The following is a 16491-nucleotide window of genomic DNA, read 5'->3' on the forward strand; positions in this document are numbered from 1 at the left end:
GCTTTACCCATGGTGTTGAAGGTATTGCATTTCAGTTAGTTTTTTCCCATGTTTTCAAAAAAGTCTTTCATACGTGAGAAAAAGCCGTGCGATTGCGGAGAATTTTCATGATTAGACAATTCATCAAATTCTTGTAGCAATTCACGTTGGCGCTTGGTTAGCTTTTGTGGTGTTTCAATCGTTACTTGAATATAAAGATCGCCTTTTACCTCTTGGCGCAAGACGGGCATGCCTTTGCCGCGTAAGCGGAATTGCTTGCCGTTTTGCGTACCTTCTGGCACTTTGACTAAATTTTGTGCGCCGTCAAGGGTTGATACATCAAACTCGCCACCAAGCGCTGCCTTGGTCATTGAAATGGGCACTGCACAATAAAGATCCGCACCATCACGCTGGAAAAACTCATGCGGTTTGACCGATAGGAAAATATAAAGATCGCCATTTGGTCCACCGCGCGATCCGGCTTCGCCTTCATTCGATAAGCGGATGCGTGTGCCATCTTCAATACCGGCTGGAATATTGACCGAAAGCGAGCGCTCTTGCTCGACTTTGCCTTGACCATGGCATTTAGGGCATGGATCCTCAATGACTTCCCCGCGACCATGACAAGTTGGGCAAGCGCGTTCCACGGAGAAAAAGCCTTGAGATGCCCTTACACGCCCAGCACCTTGACAGGTTGGACATGTTTTTGGTTTGGTGCCTTTTTTAGCACCAGTGCCGGAGCAGTCGTCACAAACAATATGGCTTGGCACACGAATTTGTGCAGTTTTACCGCTATAGGCTTCTTCAAGTGTGACTTCCATATTATAGCTAAGATCGGCGCCACGTTCACGGCCGTCACTACGACGACGGCGGCCGCCGCCCATCATATCGCCAAAAATATCTTCAAATATATCAGCAAAGCCACCGCCAAAGCCGCCGCCAAAACCTCCGCCGCCGCCAAAGCCACGATCACCATTTTCAAAGGCAGCATGGCCATATTGGTCATAAGCGGCGCGTTTTTGTGGGTCTTTTAACACATCATAGGCTTCGCCAAGTTCTTTGAATTTACGTTCAGCTTCTGCGTCACCGGGATTACGATCAGGGTGATATTGCATTGCTAATTTGCGAAAGGCTGCCTTTAGCCCCTTTTCATCGCATCCACGCGCAACGCCCAGCACTTCATAATAATCGACCTTCATATCTTGAATAATCCTGTTCTATTATTCCATTTCCATAGAACACATCTTATGAAAATATTATAGGTAGTGGCTTTAGTGAACTAAAGCCGTAGATTTTAAAGGATAACTATTGCCATTATAAATTCTCAATAGTCTTGAATTTCGAGCTTTAGACAAAAGCCCGACCCGCTTTAAAGTGGGCCGGGCTTTTTATCGTTAAAGCATTTTTACATTACTTTTTCTTATTATCGTCAATTTCTTCAAAATCAGCATCAACAACATCATCCTTGCCGCTTGCAGCATCTGCCGCAGCCTCAGGATCATCAGCCATATTACTGGCTTCATACATGGCTTGCCCAAGCTTCATGCTTGCTTCTGTAAGCCTATCACTCTTAGCGCGGATGTCGTCAGCATTATCACCTTCCATTGCTGCCTTAAGGTCAACAATAGCGGTTTCAATTGCAGCCTTATCTTCAGCCGAAACCTTATCACCATAATCAGCAACAGATTTTTCTGCAGAATGGATAAGACCTTCAGCCTGGTTTTTAGCTTCAACAATTTCACGACGCTTCTTGTCATCTGCGGCATGTTCTTCAGCTTCACGAACCATCTTTTCGATGTCATCATCGCTAAGACCACCAGATGCCTGAATACGCACTTGCTGTTCTTTACCAGTACCTTTATCTTTTGCAGAAACATTAACGATACCATTAGCATCAATATCAAATGTCACTTCAATTTGCGGTACGCCACGTGGTGCTGGTGGAATACCAACTAGGTTGAATTCGCCAAGCATCTTATTGTCGGCTGCCATTTCGCGCTCACCTTGGAATACGCGAATAGTCACAGCATTCTGGTTGTCTTCAGCAGTCGAGAACACATTAGATTTCTTGGTTGGAATAGTTGTGTTACGGTCGATAAGACGAGTAAACACGCCACCAAGAGTCTCAATACCAAGTGAAAGTGGTGTAACGTCAAGCAATAACACATCGGTTACGTCGCCTTGGATAACGCCAGCTTGAACTGCTGCACCCATTGCCACAACTTCATCAGGGTTAACACCCTTATGAGGATCTTTACCAAAGAAGTTTTTAACAACTTCTTGGATTTTTGGCATACGAGTCATACCGCCAACAAGAACCACTTCATCAATATCAGCAGCGGTCAAATCAGCATCTTTTAATGCAGCCTTACAAGGTTCAATGGTGCGCTTGACGAAATCTTCCACCAAGGATTCAAATTTGGCGCGAGTAAGTTTCATGGTCAAGTGCTTTGGACCAGTTTGGTCTGCAGTGATAAATGGCAGATTGATTTCAGTCTGCTGAGCCGATGAAAGCTCGATCTTTGCCTTTTCAGCAGCTTCTTTCAAGCGCTGTAATGCAAGCTTGTCGTTCTTAAGATCGATGCCTTGTTCTTTTTTGAATTCATCAGCAAAGTAAGAAACAAGACGCATGTCAAAGTCTTCACCACCAAGGAATGTGTCACCATTGGTTGATTTTACTTCAAAAACGCCATCGCCAATTTCCAAAATCGAAACGTCGAAGGTACCACCACCAAGATCGTAAACAGCAATGGTCTTACCGTCTTTTTTCTCAAGACCATAAGCGAGTGCTGCAGCAGTTGGTTCGTTGATAATACGAAGAACTTCAAGACCGGCAATCTTACCAGCATCTTTGGTTGCCTGACGCTGTGCATCATTAAAGTAAGCAGGAACAGTAATAACTGCTTGTTCTACTTTTTCACCAAGATAGGCTTCAGCAGTTTCTTTCATTTTCTGCAAAATCATTGCAGAAATCTGTGAAGGCGAATAGGTGTTGTCTTTTGCTTCAACAGCAGCATCGCCATTGTCACCGCGTACAATAGCATAAGGAACAAGTGCCTTATCCTTAGCAACGGTTGGATCATCAAAGCGACGACCGATAAGGCGCTTAACCGCAAAAATTGTGCCTTCTGGATTTGTCACGGCCTGACGTTTTGCAGGTTGCCCAACAAGGCGCTCACCGCCATCGGTGAAAGCAACGATTGATGGGGTGGTGCGTGCACCTTCCGCATTTTCAATTACTTTTGCTGTTTTGCCGTCCATGACAGCAACGCATGAATTGGTGGTACCAAGGTCAATACCAATAATTTTTGCCATTTTTCTCTCCATTCAGCGAACCACAAGGACCTATAAAAGCGTTCCGTAATGTGGTTCCTAATCGTTAATTTTGTTAAGCTTGAAATAAATTCCAACATAACAAGTTGATGGGTATATAAGGAGCGGTTTTTTTTACTGCAAGAGAGGATTGAGTTGTTTTTGCACTTCTTTATCAAAAAAATTGCTTTTTTTATTATTTTTTGTGTTTTTTTACCAAGCTGTGTCATTTTTGAAGTGGATTGATAGCAAAAACTCGTATTTTACTGTTTAATATATAGGTGTAGGTTTATAAAAGCCACCGCTATCCTTATATCATCGGCAGCCGTTTTCCTAATCCTTGCAAGGGGTGTTGGTTGCAAATAAAACCACCAACACCAAGCAACATTATTTTACAATTTTAAAAAGACCTAACGCAGATAGCTTTCAACCAACATAGCAAAATAACTGCCACCAAGTGGGATGAGTGCGTCATTAAAGTTATAGTTGGGATTATGCAAAGGCGCACTTTCACCATTGCCAATCATTAAATAGCTGCCTTTACGCTCTTCAAGCATAAAAGCAAAATCTTCACTACCGGAAACTCTTGGCATATCGCGATTGACCATTGTGTCACCAAAGGCATTTTGGGCAACGTCAAGCGCAAATTCGGTTTCTGCCTGATGATTAACAAGCGGAGGGTAGACGCGCTTATAAATAACCTCTGCTGTTGCGCCAAAACATTCAGCCTGCGTTTTTGCAATTTTTTCGATACGCTCTTGTAGTAAATCACGAGTTTGTGGGGTGAAACAGCGTATTGTCAGCAGCATTTCAGCACTATCAGGAATAACATTGGCGGCAAAACCTGCATGAAAACTACCAATGGTTACTACTGCCGCTTCAGAAGGTGGTACATTGCGTGATACGATTGTTTGTAGCGCATTAATGAGCATGCCACCAATGGCAATAGGATCAATGGCTTTTTCAGGCAATGCGCCATGACCGCCTTTGCCGTGAATGATTATTTTAGCCGTATCGCTAGACGGCATGAAAGTACCCACTTTACTGCCCATGTAGCCAATTGGCGCATCCGGCCAATTATGCAATGCAAAAATCTTATCACATGGATATTTTTGAAATAACCCATCATCTATCATGGCTTTTGCGCCGGCATAACCTTCTTCTGCGGGCTGAAAAATCAGATTAACTGTGCCATCAAAATTCTTGCTTTCGGCAAAATAACGAGCCGCCGCCAATAACATGGCCGTATGACCATCATGGCCACAAGCATGCATCTTTCCAGCATTTTTACTGGAATAAGAAAGGTTGGTTTGCTCTTCAATCGGTAGAGCGTCAAAATCTGCTCGCAGACCAATGGTTTTGGTGCCATTGCCGCATTTTAGTTGGCCAACAACACCAGTTTTGCCAATTTGCGTTTCAACCTCATAGCCCCAACTTTTTAATAATTTCGATACAATATCTGCGGTTCGATGCTCTTCATAGGCAAGTTCTGGATGGGCGTGTAAATCTTGGCGAATAGCAACCATATCATCATTAAAGCGCATGATATGATCTTGGATGTTTTGAATATTAGGAAAATTTTGCTTTGTACTCATAGTTCAAAACCTTATCGTTTGTTACGTTTTTCATGAAACAGTGAAGCTGCGATAATACCAATAATGAGGGCTGACCCGAGATACCAAAATGGCGCCATGATATTTTTGTCCGATATTTTTAAAAGCCAAGTCACAATGATTTGTGCTGTGCCGCCAAAAATAGTAACACCAAAAGCATAGATCACTCCCGTTGCAGTTGCACGAATTGACCGCTCAAAAGCTTCCATAATCATTAAAACGCTAAATGTCATAAGAAGGCCAAGGCAACCAATGCCGATGGTATGGAAAATGAAGAATAATGTTGGTGTTGCAACAAAATAAAAATCAAAAAAGCTAGCTATAAGCGCAATGAGCAAAATTATCAGTGCAACTGGCTTACGCCGTTCCAACTTATCGCATAAAAATCCAGAAATAATTGAGAAGATTATCATAACAATACTGGCATAGCTGGTAACCAGAAAAGTCTGCGATTCTCCCATAGTCGTCACTGTTTTAAGATAATTTGGCATGTAGAAAATCAAAATATACATAAGCGCAGTGACAGGTAAAATATAAAGAACGCCAAGGCAAGTTTGTAGCAAATGCTTGTCTAACAAAACTGCGAAAGGATGGCTGCTTTGTTGTGTGTGGCTTTCCGCTTCAAAGGTTTCATTAATATGGGCACGAATATAAAGCCCTACAGGAATAATAAGCAACGAGAAGATGAAAGGCACGCGCCAACCCCAACTATGCAAGGCTTCCGTCGATAATACTGCTGTTAGACTAGCCGCCATGAGCGAACCGGTTAGAGAGCTTAAGCCTTGACCGATAAATTGCCAGCTAACAAAAAAGCCACGTTGATGACGTTCTGCCGATTCCATCAGCAATGTTGTTGCTGCACCAATTTCGCCGCCTGCAGAAAATCCTTGCAATAGCCTACCAACGACCAATAAAATCGGTGCCATAATACCAATAGCCGAAGCAGGCGGGGCAAAACCAATCAAAGCACTGCCTAAAGCCATTAACAAAATTGTCAAAAGCATAGCAGCTTTTCGGCCCTTGCGATCAGCATAAGCTCCAATCATGATGCTACCAAGCGGACGCATAACAAAGCCGACACCAAAAACGCCAACCGAAAATAAAAGCGATGTCAACCAGTCTTCTGATTTAAAGAAAACTTGTCCGATAATACCAGCAAAAAAGCTATATACGGTAAAATCGAAAATTTCCAAAAAATTGCCAATACTAGCTGCTACAATCAGCTTGGTTTTTTCAGATTTTGTTTTGAGCGCAGAACTGGTCGTTGTCTGTACTCCATTTTTGGAATGTACCATAGTTCCCCAATATCTTTTTTAATTAAGAGTTCATCTAAAGATATAATTTATATAGAATAATTAAAAAAATAAAATCAATTCGTAAGGGATTAAGATTTTTATTGATTATTGGTTCAATATAGATTGTTTTAACCATATTCGCCCCAATTGATTTGCACCCGATAATAATCGCCTTGTTGTTTTATAAATAGGCTATATTCATACTGCACATTATTGTCATTTTCATTGTAGAATAAACAGTAATGGTAGGATTCTAGCTCAAATTTATGAGGGTGGATTTCACAGTATTTAAGTTGAAATCTTTGCTTATAAAAATTAATAATTTCTGACAGCGAGAGGGTGGTTTTAAACTCTACCACGCGATATTCGAAACTGGTCACCTCAAATATTTAAAAAGAAAGCCTAATTGGTTTGATAATATTATGTGAGGGAATAGGAAAATTTTGCAAATCTGTGGGTAAAAACCAAGCGTAAAAACTATCTTTTTTAACACCTTCTTCTAAAATAGGTGCCATAGCAAGACTTGTACAAATTATAAGTGCTAGACCAGAAAAGATGGCGAAAATGGCAACAATAAATCGGATGATTGCTTCCTTTTCAAAATGAAATGGCATTGGGATTAATTCATTTACCCTAATGCCAATTTATGACAGTCTATTCGTATAAAATTGTGTTTTAGCGGTTATCGCCGTCTTAAAACACTTAAAACTTCACGGCTTGGGTGGCCATCAGCTTTCAAACCATTGCGCTTTTGAAAAGCTTGAATGGCTGTTTTTGAAGCTTCGCCAATGCGCCCATCAATTGGACCATTATAATAGCCAAGGCTTTTAAGATGATTTTGCAATTCTTGCCGCTCGCTCATGCTAATGGGCGTAAAGGGCCGGCTCCAATCACGCACCAAACCACCATAGCCAGCAATTCTATCAGCCAATAAGCCGACTGCAAAGGCATAGCGATCAGCTGAATTATAACGTTTGATGACATTAAAATTCTTAGTCACCAAAAATACGGGCCCTTCACGTCCATCTGGTAATTTAAGAGTTGCTGAATCGTTAGGAAAAGGAAATGCTGAGCCATTAGCACGGCGCAAGCCAAGACGCTGCCATTCAGCAAGGCGTAATGATCCACCGGGGAATTTACCGGTGGCAGGTAATATAACTTCATAGCCCCAAGTTTTGCCACTCTGCCAACCATTTTTGTGGAGCAAATTAGCCGCAGTTCCCAATGCATCAGGAATAGAATTCCAAATATCACGCCTGCCATCGCCATCAATATCAACAGCATAGTCTAAATAACTGGTTGGAATAAATTGGGTGTGTCCTAAAGCACCAGCCCAAGAACCAGTTAAATGTGAACGGTCAATATCACCACTTTGCAAGATTTGCATTGCTGCTATTAATTGCGTACGGCCAAATTTTGCCCGCTTGGGATAGCCATAGGCAAGGGTTGCGAGTGAGCGTATAGCATCACGCATGATATCATCGCGCTTTAAAGCTGCGCCATAATTTGATTCCATTGACCAGATAGCGAGCAAAATATAACGGCTAACACCAAAGCGTTGTTCAATAACATTGAGAACTTTTGCCCATTGGCGACCATGGGCCTGTCCTTGAGCTACTGCTTCATCTTGAACACGATTATCAAAATAATTCCATGTCGGATCTTTAAATTCAGGTTGCCATGCCGCCTTTTTCAAGACTTCAGGATCTGGCGTAGTAACGCCGCGAAAGGCAAGATTGAAAGTTTTATCACTTATGCCCGATTGGCGAGCAGTGCTACGAAATTGCTCAATCCAACGCAAAAAACCTGCATCGGCAAAAGCCGGCGAAACACCAACAAAACTTGCACCAAATATAGCAAAAGCTGAACCAATGACCAATTGGCGGCGCGATATACCCATAGTGGTAGGCGCATCATGCTGGCTTTGTATTCCATTCCTATGCCAAAATTTTTTCATGATAATCCTCTTTTGCAATGATCAAACCTATCATCCCACAGCAAGAGTTATTAATCCGTTTATAAAATTGCATATTATTCATATAATACAGGATTTAAACGTGGTTTTCAAAGTAAACATTTGTTTTTCACTTGATGTACGCGTCAATTCATAGCGTTTTTTGGATAATTGAAATAAATCAAGTCATAAACATACACTTGTTAAAATCTAGTCTAATTTTGTGTGTAATTGATGACATGCGCCTTTTTGGCACATTTTTTTATGCTTAAGGGCTTGTATTATTTGTTGAGAAAAAAATACAACTATTATTATAAAAAGACAAAGTAGAGATTGAGATTATTGTTTTAATTAAAATTTTGCCGCTAATTGCGACGGGCTTTTGAGGGAAAGTTTGATGTCATTATTGGTAAAAATTTGCAAAATTGGTTGATGCGTAAGTGATGTGTTGCCTCGTTTGATTTGGAAATATGTCCATTTTATTCATTCCGTTATTGCAAATAATTTTGTAGGTAAGGAGAGTAGGGGTGCCTCATTTCATCAAGCAAGGCTCAAAAACCCATTTGGGCCATAAATCGTTATTTGCCACAAGTTTAGTTGCACTATTATTGTCAACAGGGTTGGCGACCGCGCAAACCGCAAGTCCTGGTGCCCCAATCGTTCTTGATGCTGTTGTTATTGATGGCAACAATGGTCGTGAAGCTGAGGTTGAACGTCGTTTCCAAGCAATGCCAGGTGGCGTTAATCTTGTGTCGCAAGATGATATGCCAACGTCAGCCAATCTTACCTTATCGCGTGCATTAGAGCAGGTGCCAGGTGTGGTTATTCAAAATTTCTTTGGTGGTAACGATCAGCCACGTATTCAAATTCGTGGCTCTGGCCTGCAACAAAATCCTGTAGAGCGCGGTATTTTAATGCTGCAAAATGGCTTGCCGCTCAATCGCGCCGATGGATCTTACATTGTTGGGCTTGCTAATCCTAGTCAAGCGCAATCTATCGAGGCTTACCGTGGGTATATGGCAAATCGCATTGGCGCAACAGTGCTTGGCGGTGCTATAAATATGGTGTCGCCCACAGGTTTAAGCCAGCAAGGCGCAAGCTTTACCGCAAGTGGTGGTAGTTTTGGTCAATATAATTTGGGTGGCCAATTTGGTTTTGCCAAAGATAATTATGATGGTTTTATACAAGTCGATCATAGCAAGCGCGATGGGTTTCGCGATTATAATGCTTCAGAGCGAACGAGCATCAGTGGTAATATTGGTTTTCGTATCAATGATAGAGTAACAACTCGTTTTTTTGCAGGTTATACCGATCTTGATTTTGATGTTGCGGGGCCAGTTAATAAAACGATGCTTAAAAAACGCCCTCAAACCAATTGGTCTGGGCCAACGCTAACACCAAATGGCGCAATTAACCCCGGTCCTAATGTTTGGCGTGATCGCCCAAAGCGTGAAGCAACTCAATATCTTATTGGTAATCGTACCAGTTTTGAAATGGGTGCGCATCTTTTTGATGTGGCTTTTAGTTATAGCTATAGTGATGATATGTTTCGCTTTCCCGTTTCAGCCGGCGTGCGTCAATCAAAAGGTGGCGACTTTACCGCTCTTGCTCATTATGCATATAGCCCTGATGAAAGTAAAGCTTTACCCCTTTTCGAATTGTCATTGCTTTATGCAACGGGTTCGATGGAGCGTGATTACTATCTTAATCAATCAGGCAGTAAAGGTGCAAAATTTGGTGCCAATGATTTAGATTCAACAACCCTATCACTATTTGCAGGTTTAAATGTGCCAATTGCGCAAAAATGGACATTATCGCCATCTGTGTCGTTTGCACATGCCACCCGCGATAATGATGATCGTTATGATGGAGTAAGGCGGCCAACCATTGCCTATAATCCACGCATGCCTGATCGTCTTTTACCTAATGGTGCGGTTGCGGCAAACGATACAAGTTATAAGCATAGCTATTCTGGTTGGAGTCCAGCCCTTGCGCTTAGCTATGAAATTTCCGATGAACAAACTGCTTATGTAGCCGTTAGCCATAATTTCGAGCCGCCAAGTCAAGATGATCTGATCGCGACAATTAATGGCACTCCAAATTCGAGCGCTGGTCGCCCTAATCCAGCAACGCCTTTTGTATCCTATGCAAGTTTTGCAACGCCTGATCTTGATGCACAAAAGGCAACAACAGTGGAAGCTGGTTGGCGTGGTCGGTTTGATCGCTTCTCCTTTGATCTATCTAGCTATTATTCATGGGTGGATAATGAATTATTGAGTTTGCGTGATGTGAGCGGCGCACCACTTGGTGCCGTCAATGCTGATGATACGCGTCATTTTGGTATTGATATCGGGCTTGGTGCACAGTTTACCAACCAATTTTCGGGGCGTTTGGCCTATACTTACCAAAATTTCCGTTTTCATGATGATGCGCTACGCGGCAATAATTATCTTGCTGGAGCGCCGCGCCATATTATCAATGCCATGTTACAATATCAGCCAATCGATGAATGGATTATTCAAACCAATGTGCGATGGCTGCCAAGCAAAACTCCAGTTGATAATATGAATACGCTTTACAATGACGCCTATGCAATTGTGGATTTGCGCAGTGAATATCAAATCAACAAAAATTTCAGAATATTTGGCGAAATAACCAATTTATTTGATAAAAAATATGCGTCTTCTACCATTATTGCAGATTCTGCACGACCTGACCAAGCGGCTTTTTTACCAGGTGATGGCAGAGGTTTTTTTGCAGGTATCAAGGCTTCGTTCTAAATACTGAAATAGTCCTAATGGCCATGTGCAAAGGAGAATAGGGTATCATGTTTAAGGTGAATAGACGTCATGTTCTTTTAGGTTTGGCCACAAGTACTATAATCCTACCCAATATAGGACAGGTATTGGCGCAAACAAGTGAAGAGCAGGCGGCCAACATTATTTGGGGCCCGCCAGCAACGCCATCGCTTATCCCAGCTTTTGCGATTGCTAGTGGCATGCTTGACGAGCTTATTCCCAATTGTCAGTTTAAAGTTTGGAATAGCCCCGATCAAATCCGTGCTGGTTTAACCTCAGGCAAAATTACTATGGCGATTATGCCAAGCTATAGTGGTGCTAATCTTTATAATCGGGGGGTAAAGCTGCGGCTTGCCAATATTTTAACTGATGGGCTTTTATATATTGTTGCCAAAAAGGATGCCAATATTACATCACTTGCGGACTTAAAGGGCAAAAAGCTCGCGGTTCCTTTCAAAAATGATATGCCAGATCTTGTTATGCAAGCGGTGTTAAAAGCTCATGATATCGGGCAAAATGAAATTTCCATTAGCTATATTGGTAGCCCACCAGAGGCTATTCCAATGCTAATGATGGGGCGTGTTAATGCTGCGGTTTTGGTTGAGCCAGCAACCAGTGCAGCCATAGCAATGAGTGAAACTGCCCATAAAGATTTGGTTCGCGCCCTTGATATTCAAGACTTATGGCAAAAGGTGACGGGAAGTAAAATTTTACCGCAAGCCGGCCTTTTAGTTGGCCAAGGATTTGAAGGCGCACAAGGAGATGATAAAATCACGCGTCTTAATGATATTTTCAAATTGGCAACCGAGAAAATATTGAAAGATCCACAAATGGCCGCTAAAAGTGCTGCCAAATATCTCGATTTTCCAGCAAATCTTATAGAAAAAGCTTTGCCGCATAGTAATCTTGTCGTACATAGCGGGCGCGAAAGTAAGTCATCTTTGCAGGAATTATTCAGCTTATTATTGCAGCAAAACCCCGATATTTTAGGCGGAAAACTGCCTGATGATGGTTTTTTTGCCGGATGATACGTTATCGGATTATGTCGCATCTCTCATGGCTTATCCGTTATTTTTGGGGGGGCTTTGCCGGCCTCGCTGGTTTCTTTTGTTTTTTAGCCTTTTGGCAATTGGCACATGAACTTTATGGCAGTTTTGTACTGCCCTCACCACAGGAAACTTTTTTAAGTTTGCTTGCATTAATCAAGCAAGATGGCTTTGTTGATGCGGCTAAATTAACGGCATGGCGATCTCTTTATGGCTTCTTATGTGCGGCTCTAATTGGTACTTTGGGCGGCTTATTATGTGGATATTCCTTTGCTGCCATGCGGCTTATGCGGCCTATTATCACAATATTACTTGGAGTGCCGCCTATCGGCTGGATTGTACTCGCAATTATTTGGTTTGAGGCATCGGGTGGATCGGTGATTATGATCATTGCCGTTGCATCTTTTCCATTAATTTTTATGAGTAGCGCACAAGGAATTGCAACGCGTGATCGTAATCTTGATGCTATGGCACGTGCTTTCGGCATTGGTTGGTTTAAGCGTTTACGAACAATTTCCTTGCCGCAAATGGTGGCTCATGTCATGCCAGCTTGGTCGCTTTCGGCTGGTAGTGCGTGGAAAGTGGCAGTCATGGCAGAATTACTAAGTTATAGCGGTGGTTTGGGCGGTATTCTTGCGCAAGCGCGCACCTCTTTTGATGTTCCAAAGGTAACGGCTGTTATAATGGTGGTGGTTATTTTTGCTTTGATTACAGAATTTGGCATTATTCATCCCATCCGTGAATTATTGGAAAACTGGCGCCACGCTGATGAGCCATGGGGCGTAAAGAAAAGCGAAAACGATACTGTAGCGATAAAGAAGGATTAAAGCCATGAAACTTCTGTTTGAAGACGTTGCTTTTGCCTATCTTGGCCGCAATATTGTTGAAAATATAAATTTTTCGATATGTGATGGTGAAATCGTTGCGGTTCTTGGCCCCTCTGGCATAGGCAAAACGACATTGATGCAGATGGGAGCAGGGCTTCATCAACCAACTAAGGGGCAAATTATTCGCAATTATCAACGTCAAGCGGTGGTATTTCAAGAACCGCGATTGTTAAATTGGAAAACCACCTTTGATAATATTGCTTATGGTATAAAAAATAATTTATCCCGCCAAGAAAAACGCGCTATCGTGGTTAAAATGGCGGCAGCTGTTGGCCTTAGCCAAGATGATCTACTTAAATATCCCGCCGCTTTATCGGGCGGTATGCGCCAAAGAGTATCGGTTGCAAGAGCTTTGGCCATTAAGCCTGATATAATCTATTTTGATGAACCTTTTTCAGCCGTTGATATTGGGCTGCGGCGCAATTTACAAGACATTATCATTCAACAAGCAAAAGGTCTTGGTTTTTGTGGCTTGTTTATCACTCATGATCTCCATGAAGCTTTGCGCATCGCTAACCGGCTTTTATTAATTGGTGGTGTACCAGCCACTATAATAACTGAGCGCAATATTGCCGGTATTGCGGGTGAGCGCAGTGAGCGTGATATTTTTGAAATGATGGAAGCCTATCGTGTTGATCCTGCCTTTGGCGCATTGCTCAATGGTCAAACGGAGGCTTAGATGAGAGCAAAACTATTTAAAAGCCCATTTTTTTCCGAAGGTGTCTTTTTCTTTTTCCCGATTTGCGCGATTTATGCAGCATTAATGCCACTTATCTATGTTGTTGGTTATGGGCTTTCTTTTCCCGCTAGCGATTATATAGTGCCACAACAATGGCACGGTCATGAAATGATTTTTGGCTTTTTTTCATCCGCCCTTGCAGGTTTTTTAACCTCTGCCGTTGCTGAATGGACTGACACCAAACCAGTTCATGGTAAAGCCTTATTTTTACTCTTTATTCTTTGGTTGCCAGCGAGGTTAATTGGTCTGTTTGGTATTGACCATTTAATGATTGTTGCCAGTTTTTTTGATTTTTCTTTTTTAATACTTTTATTGTTTCTTATCCTAAAACCAATCATAAAAAAGCGCCAAACGCGAGCAGTCTCATTTGCCATTTGGTTGATTATTTTAATTATTGTTGAATTTTGTTTAAAATGGGCATGGTGGCATGAGGATGTGTTGCTTGCAAGCCGCGCGCTTAATAGTGAAATTTTAGTATTTGTAATTTTGTTTTCTCTGTCGCTTTCGCGTATTCATATTGTTGTGGTTAATCTTGCTCTTGATCCAAGTGGTAAATCCAGTCCCTATCGCCCGCATCCAGGACGACGAAATCTTGCTGCTTTTTTAACCGCTTTTTATGGTGTGGTTGCATTTTTCTTGCCCGATTCAATGATGCAATATTACTTGGCATTTGCAGCCGCAGCAGCTTTTTTCGACCGGTTGGCAGAATGGTTTATAGGGCGGGCAGTGTTTAAAACAGAAATTCTATGCTTATTCATGGCCAATTTAAGTGCAGGTCTTGGATTGTTGTTGATTGGATTATCGGGCTTCTATCCTTCAATATCGCCCTATCTTGGTTTGCATGTTTTAACAATTTTAACCCTAGGGCTAGCAGTTATCGCGGTGCTTATTATTGCTGGTTTGCGCCATTCAGGTCGTGATTTGACGATTATACCTTGGCAAGCAAAACTTAGCATTTGGGCGATCTGTCTTGCCGGAATCATGCGTGTTTTGCCGCAACTCATTGATGGTTTTCCATTCGCCCATTATCAATATATGATGTCATCACTGTTTTGGAGTGCTGCTTTTATTTTATGGCTTTTTGCTTATGTGCCACTTTTGCGCCACCCACTCCATCATCCTTAAGGGGTGGCTTGTATCTATAAATAGGGTGAAAAAAGCCAGATAACCCGATCAAGAAGGCGGGCAGTAAATGGACGATTTATAAGGTTTTGCAACAAAACTTGTTGGGCGTCTTGCATAGAGTTATCAATTTTTTCGGCAATTTCTTGCGCAAATTGATAATCCATAACCTCCATATCCACTTCAAAATTCAATCGCAATGAACGCGCATCCATATTGGACGTGCCGACATAAGCCCATTTGTCATCGATCACCATAAGCTTAGAATGATTAAATGTACCACCGGCTCGCCAAATATTGCAGTTGTCTTGCAATAATTGATCAAATTGCGCGCGCATGGCACGATCAACCTGTTTTAGGTTGTTTTCGCCTGGTATAACTATATCAACCCTAACTCCGCGCCGTGCCGCTGTTACAAGAGCACTTATTATTTCACGATCTGGCAAAAGATACGGTGTTTTAATACGGATGTGTTTTTGTGCTAACGAAAAGGCGCCAATGAGCATTTTATGATTGGTTTCAATGCAGCGATCAGGACCTGATGGAACGATCCGGATTATTTTGCCTTGGCCTGGTGCAAGGGTAGGGCGGGGAATAGCCCATTCAGCCCCAGTAAGCTTTTCATTGGTGGTAAAAATCCAGTCTTCGGTTGCAACATGAAAAAGATCGGCAACTGCTGGTCCCTCAATACGAAAATGGGTGTCGTTATAAGCTTGATCCCCTGATAAAAGATGCGAGAACCCAACGCGAATATTCATGCCGCCCGTAAAGGCAATTGCGCCATCAACTATCATGATTTTGCGGTGGGTGCGTAAATTGGCGTAAGGCAGGCGCAGGCCGATGATAATATTGCCGTTAAAAACATCAACAGGAACATTATGTTGTTTTAACAAATGCACGACACTTGGAAAAGAATAGCGCGCGCCAACTGCATCAATTAAAACTCGTACTGCTATGCCGCGCTTTACCGCATTAGCCAATGCGTTTACAAATTTTATTCCTATAGGATCGCGGTCAAAAATATAGCTTTCTAACAATATGCTGCGTTTGGCATTAGCTATAGCATCGAGCATAGCTTCATAAGCAAGATCGCCATCGTTTAATGCTTCAATATAATTGCCGCTTGTTTGATTGCAGCGGCTGACCTTATCGCCAAGACGGCTCATGGCTGCGCCGAAATATTGATAATTTTGTTCGATTAGTGACTTATCAACCGCATAATCGCTGAAGTGAAAATGCGCAATTTCATTGACTTTACGGCGCTGGCTGTCAACGCTTTTGCGTCTTATACGATTAACGCCAATAATCGCATAAATAACCGCTCCCAAAATAGGCGAAAGGATGATAACGCCCACCCAGCCGATAGCGGTGCGCACTTCTTGCTTGGTCATTGTTGCGTGAATTGCAGCGGTTAAACCCATGACAACTGATAAAACTGCAAGAATATGGGGCCAATAATGGAGAATTAGTTCAGTCATAAGGCTCTCAATCAAAATTTGATATCGTTGTCTTTGGCTGTGCTTCATTGTGATGAGCAGCAGTTTACTTGCATTTTCAATATTATAACATGGCAATAGCCATCTTTACAAGCAGCCTCATTGTTAACAAGTATATTAAATATTAGTAATATGGCTAATATCCTTTGACATTGTAATTTTAGTAGTTTATTAGATTCTGAAATAAACCTTAAGAAGCAGTCCCGATTTTTTAAATCTGCTCTACTACAATTTTTGACCAAAAAATCAA

12 protein-coding genes are annotated in these 16491 nt (G+C 42.0%); 5 read left to right on the plus strand and 7 right to left on the minus strand.

All coding sequences use genetic code 11. The features are described 5' to 3' along the window. Nucleotides 1-35 precede the first annotated feature (35 nt). The 6 genes from dnaJ to N6B01_RS00680 all read right to left on the minus strand — a co-directional run bounded on the left by dnaJ (nucleotide 36) and on the right by N6B01_RS00680 (nucleotide 8099). Nucleotides 36-1178, minus strand: coding sequence for a molecular chaperone DnaJ (dnaJ, locus tag N6B01_RS00655; RefSeq protein WP_262079434.1), 1143 nt, complete (start codon nucleotides 1176-1178; stop codon nucleotides 36-38). Between the two features lie 211 nt (nucleotides 1179-1389). Further along, nucleotides 1390-3294, minus strand: coding sequence for a molecular chaperone DnaK (dnaK, locus tag N6B01_RS00660; protein ID WP_262079435.1), 1905 nt, complete (start codon nucleotides 3292-3294; stop codon nucleotides 1390-1392). A gap of 407 nt (nucleotides 3295-3701) precedes the next feature. Then, nucleotides 3702-4886 (minus strand): M20 aminoacylase family protein, encoded by a 1185-nt coding sequence (locus tag N6B01_RS00665; protein WP_262079436.1) that lies wholly within the window; start codon nucleotides 4884-4886, stop codon nucleotides 3702-3704. Between the two features lie 11 nt (nucleotides 4887-4897). Then, nucleotides 4898-6199: an MFS transporter gene (locus tag N6B01_RS00670; RefSeq protein ID WP_262079437.1), complete on the minus strand. Its 1302-nt coding sequence runs from the start codon at nucleotides 6197-6199 to the stop codon at nucleotides 4898-4900. A 389-nt stretch (nucleotides 6200-6588) separates the two neighbouring features. Continuing rightward, nucleotides 6589-6813: a hypothetical protein gene (locus N6B01_RS00675; RefSeq protein ID WP_262079438.1), complete on the minus strand. Its 225-nt coding sequence runs from the start codon at nucleotides 6811-6813 to the stop codon at nucleotides 6589-6591. Between the two features lie 68 nt (nucleotides 6814-6881). Further along, complete coding sequence (locus N6B01_RS00680) at nucleotides 6882-8099, minus strand: lytic murein transglycosylase (protein WP_262080690.1); 1218 nt, start codon at nucleotides 8097-8099, stop codon at nucleotides 6882-6884. A 581-nt stretch (nucleotides 8100-8680) separates the two neighbouring features. On the opposite strand from N6B01_RS00680, the gene N6B01_RS00685 reads away from it, so the two are divergent. The 5 genes from N6B01_RS00685 to N6B01_RS00705 are packed head-to-tail and all read left to right on the plus strand — an operon-like array spanning nucleotide 8681 to nucleotide 14748. Then, nucleotides 8681-10933 (plus strand): TonB-dependent receptor family protein, encoded by a 2253-nt coding sequence (locus tag N6B01_RS00685; RefSeq protein WP_262079439.1) that lies wholly within the window; start codon nucleotides 8681-8683, stop codon nucleotides 10931-10933. Nucleotides 10934-10980: 47 nt separating this feature from the next. After that, nucleotides 10981-11979, plus strand: coding sequence for an ABC transporter substrate-binding protein (locus N6B01_RS00690; RefSeq protein WP_262079440.1), 999 nt, complete (start codon nucleotides 10981-10983; stop codon nucleotides 11977-11979). Next, entirely contained in the window at nucleotides 11976-12824 is an 849-nt protein-coding gene (locus N6B01_RS00695; protein WP_262079441.1) for an ABC transporter permease, read from the plus strand. The genes N6B01_RS00690 and N6B01_RS00695 overlap by 4 nt, the downstream gene beginning before the upstream one ends. 4 nt (nucleotides 12825-12828) lie before the next feature. Next, the gene (locus N6B01_RS00700) at nucleotides 12829-13563 is read left to right on the plus strand and encodes an ATP-binding cassette domain-containing protein (RefSeq protein WP_262079442.1); all 735 of its coding nucleotides are present in this window, start codon (nucleotides 12829-12831) and stop codon (nucleotides 13561-13563) included. Next, the gene (locus N6B01_RS00705; RefSeq protein WP_262079444.1) at nucleotides 13564-14748 is read left to right on the plus strand and encodes an NnrS family protein; all 1185 of its coding nucleotides are present in this window, start codon (nucleotides 13564-13566) and stop codon (nucleotides 14746-14748) included. Between the two features lie 14 nt (nucleotides 14749-14762). On the opposite strand, the gene N6B01_RS00710 is transcribed toward N6B01_RS00705, so the two are convergent. Then, nucleotides 14763-16223, minus strand: a complete 1461-nt coding sequence (locus N6B01_RS00710) for a phospholipase D-like domain-containing protein (protein ID WP_262079446.1) — start codon at nucleotides 16221-16223, stop codon at nucleotides 14763-14765. Between the last annotated feature and the right edge of the window lie 268 nt (nucleotides 16224-16491).

It is taken from the genome of Bartonella sp. HY406, from assembly GCF_025449315.1.
Classification (GTDB): Bacteria; Pseudomonadota; Alphaproteobacteria; order Rhizobiales; family Rhizobiaceae; genus HY038.

Bases quoted from the DNA above. Each gene is read 5' to 3' on its own strand.
- N6B01_RS00690 (WP_262079440.1), top strand. From the start codon at position 10,981: ATGTTTAAGGTGAATAGACGTCATGTTCTTTTAGGTTTGGCCACAAGT.
- dnaK (WP_262079435.1), bottom strand. From the start codon at position 3,294: ATGGCAAAAATTATTGGTATTGACCTTGGTACCACCAATTCATGCGTT.
- N6B01_RS00710 (WP_262079446.1), bottom strand. From the start codon at position 16,223: ATGACTGAACTAATTCTCCATTATTGGCCCCATATTCTTGCAGTTTTA.
- N6B01_RS00675 (WP_262079438.1), bottom strand. From the start codon at position 6,813: ATGCCATTTCATTTTGAAAAGGAAGCAATCATCCGATTTATTGTTGCC.
- N6B01_RS00665 (WP_262079436.1), bottom strand. From the start codon at position 4,886: ATGAGTACAAAGCAAAATTTTCCTAATATTCAAAACATCCAAGATCAT.
- N6B01_RS00705 (WP_262079444.1), top strand. From the start codon at position 13,564: ATGAGAGCAAAACTATTTAAAAGCCCATTTTTTTCCGAAGGTGTCTTT.
- N6B01_RS00700 (WP_262079442.1), top strand. From the start codon at position 12,829: ATGAAACTTCTGTTTGAAGACGTTGCTTTTGCCTATCTTGGCCGCAAT.
- dnaJ (WP_262079434.1), bottom strand. From the start codon at position 1,178: ATGAAGGTCGATTATTATGAAGTGCTGGGCGTTGCGCGTGGATGCGAT.
- N6B01_RS00670 (WP_262079437.1), bottom strand. From the start codon at position 6,199: ATGGTACATTCCAAAAATGGAGTACAGACAACGACCAGTTCTGCGCTC.
- N6B01_RS00695 (WP_262079441.1), top strand. From the start codon at position 11,976: ATGATACGTTATCGGATTATGTCGCATCTCTCATGGCTTATCCGTTAT.
- N6B01_RS00680 (WP_262080690.1), bottom strand. From the start codon at position 8,099: ATGGGTATATCGCGCCGCCAATTGGTCATTGGTTCAGCTTTTGCTATA.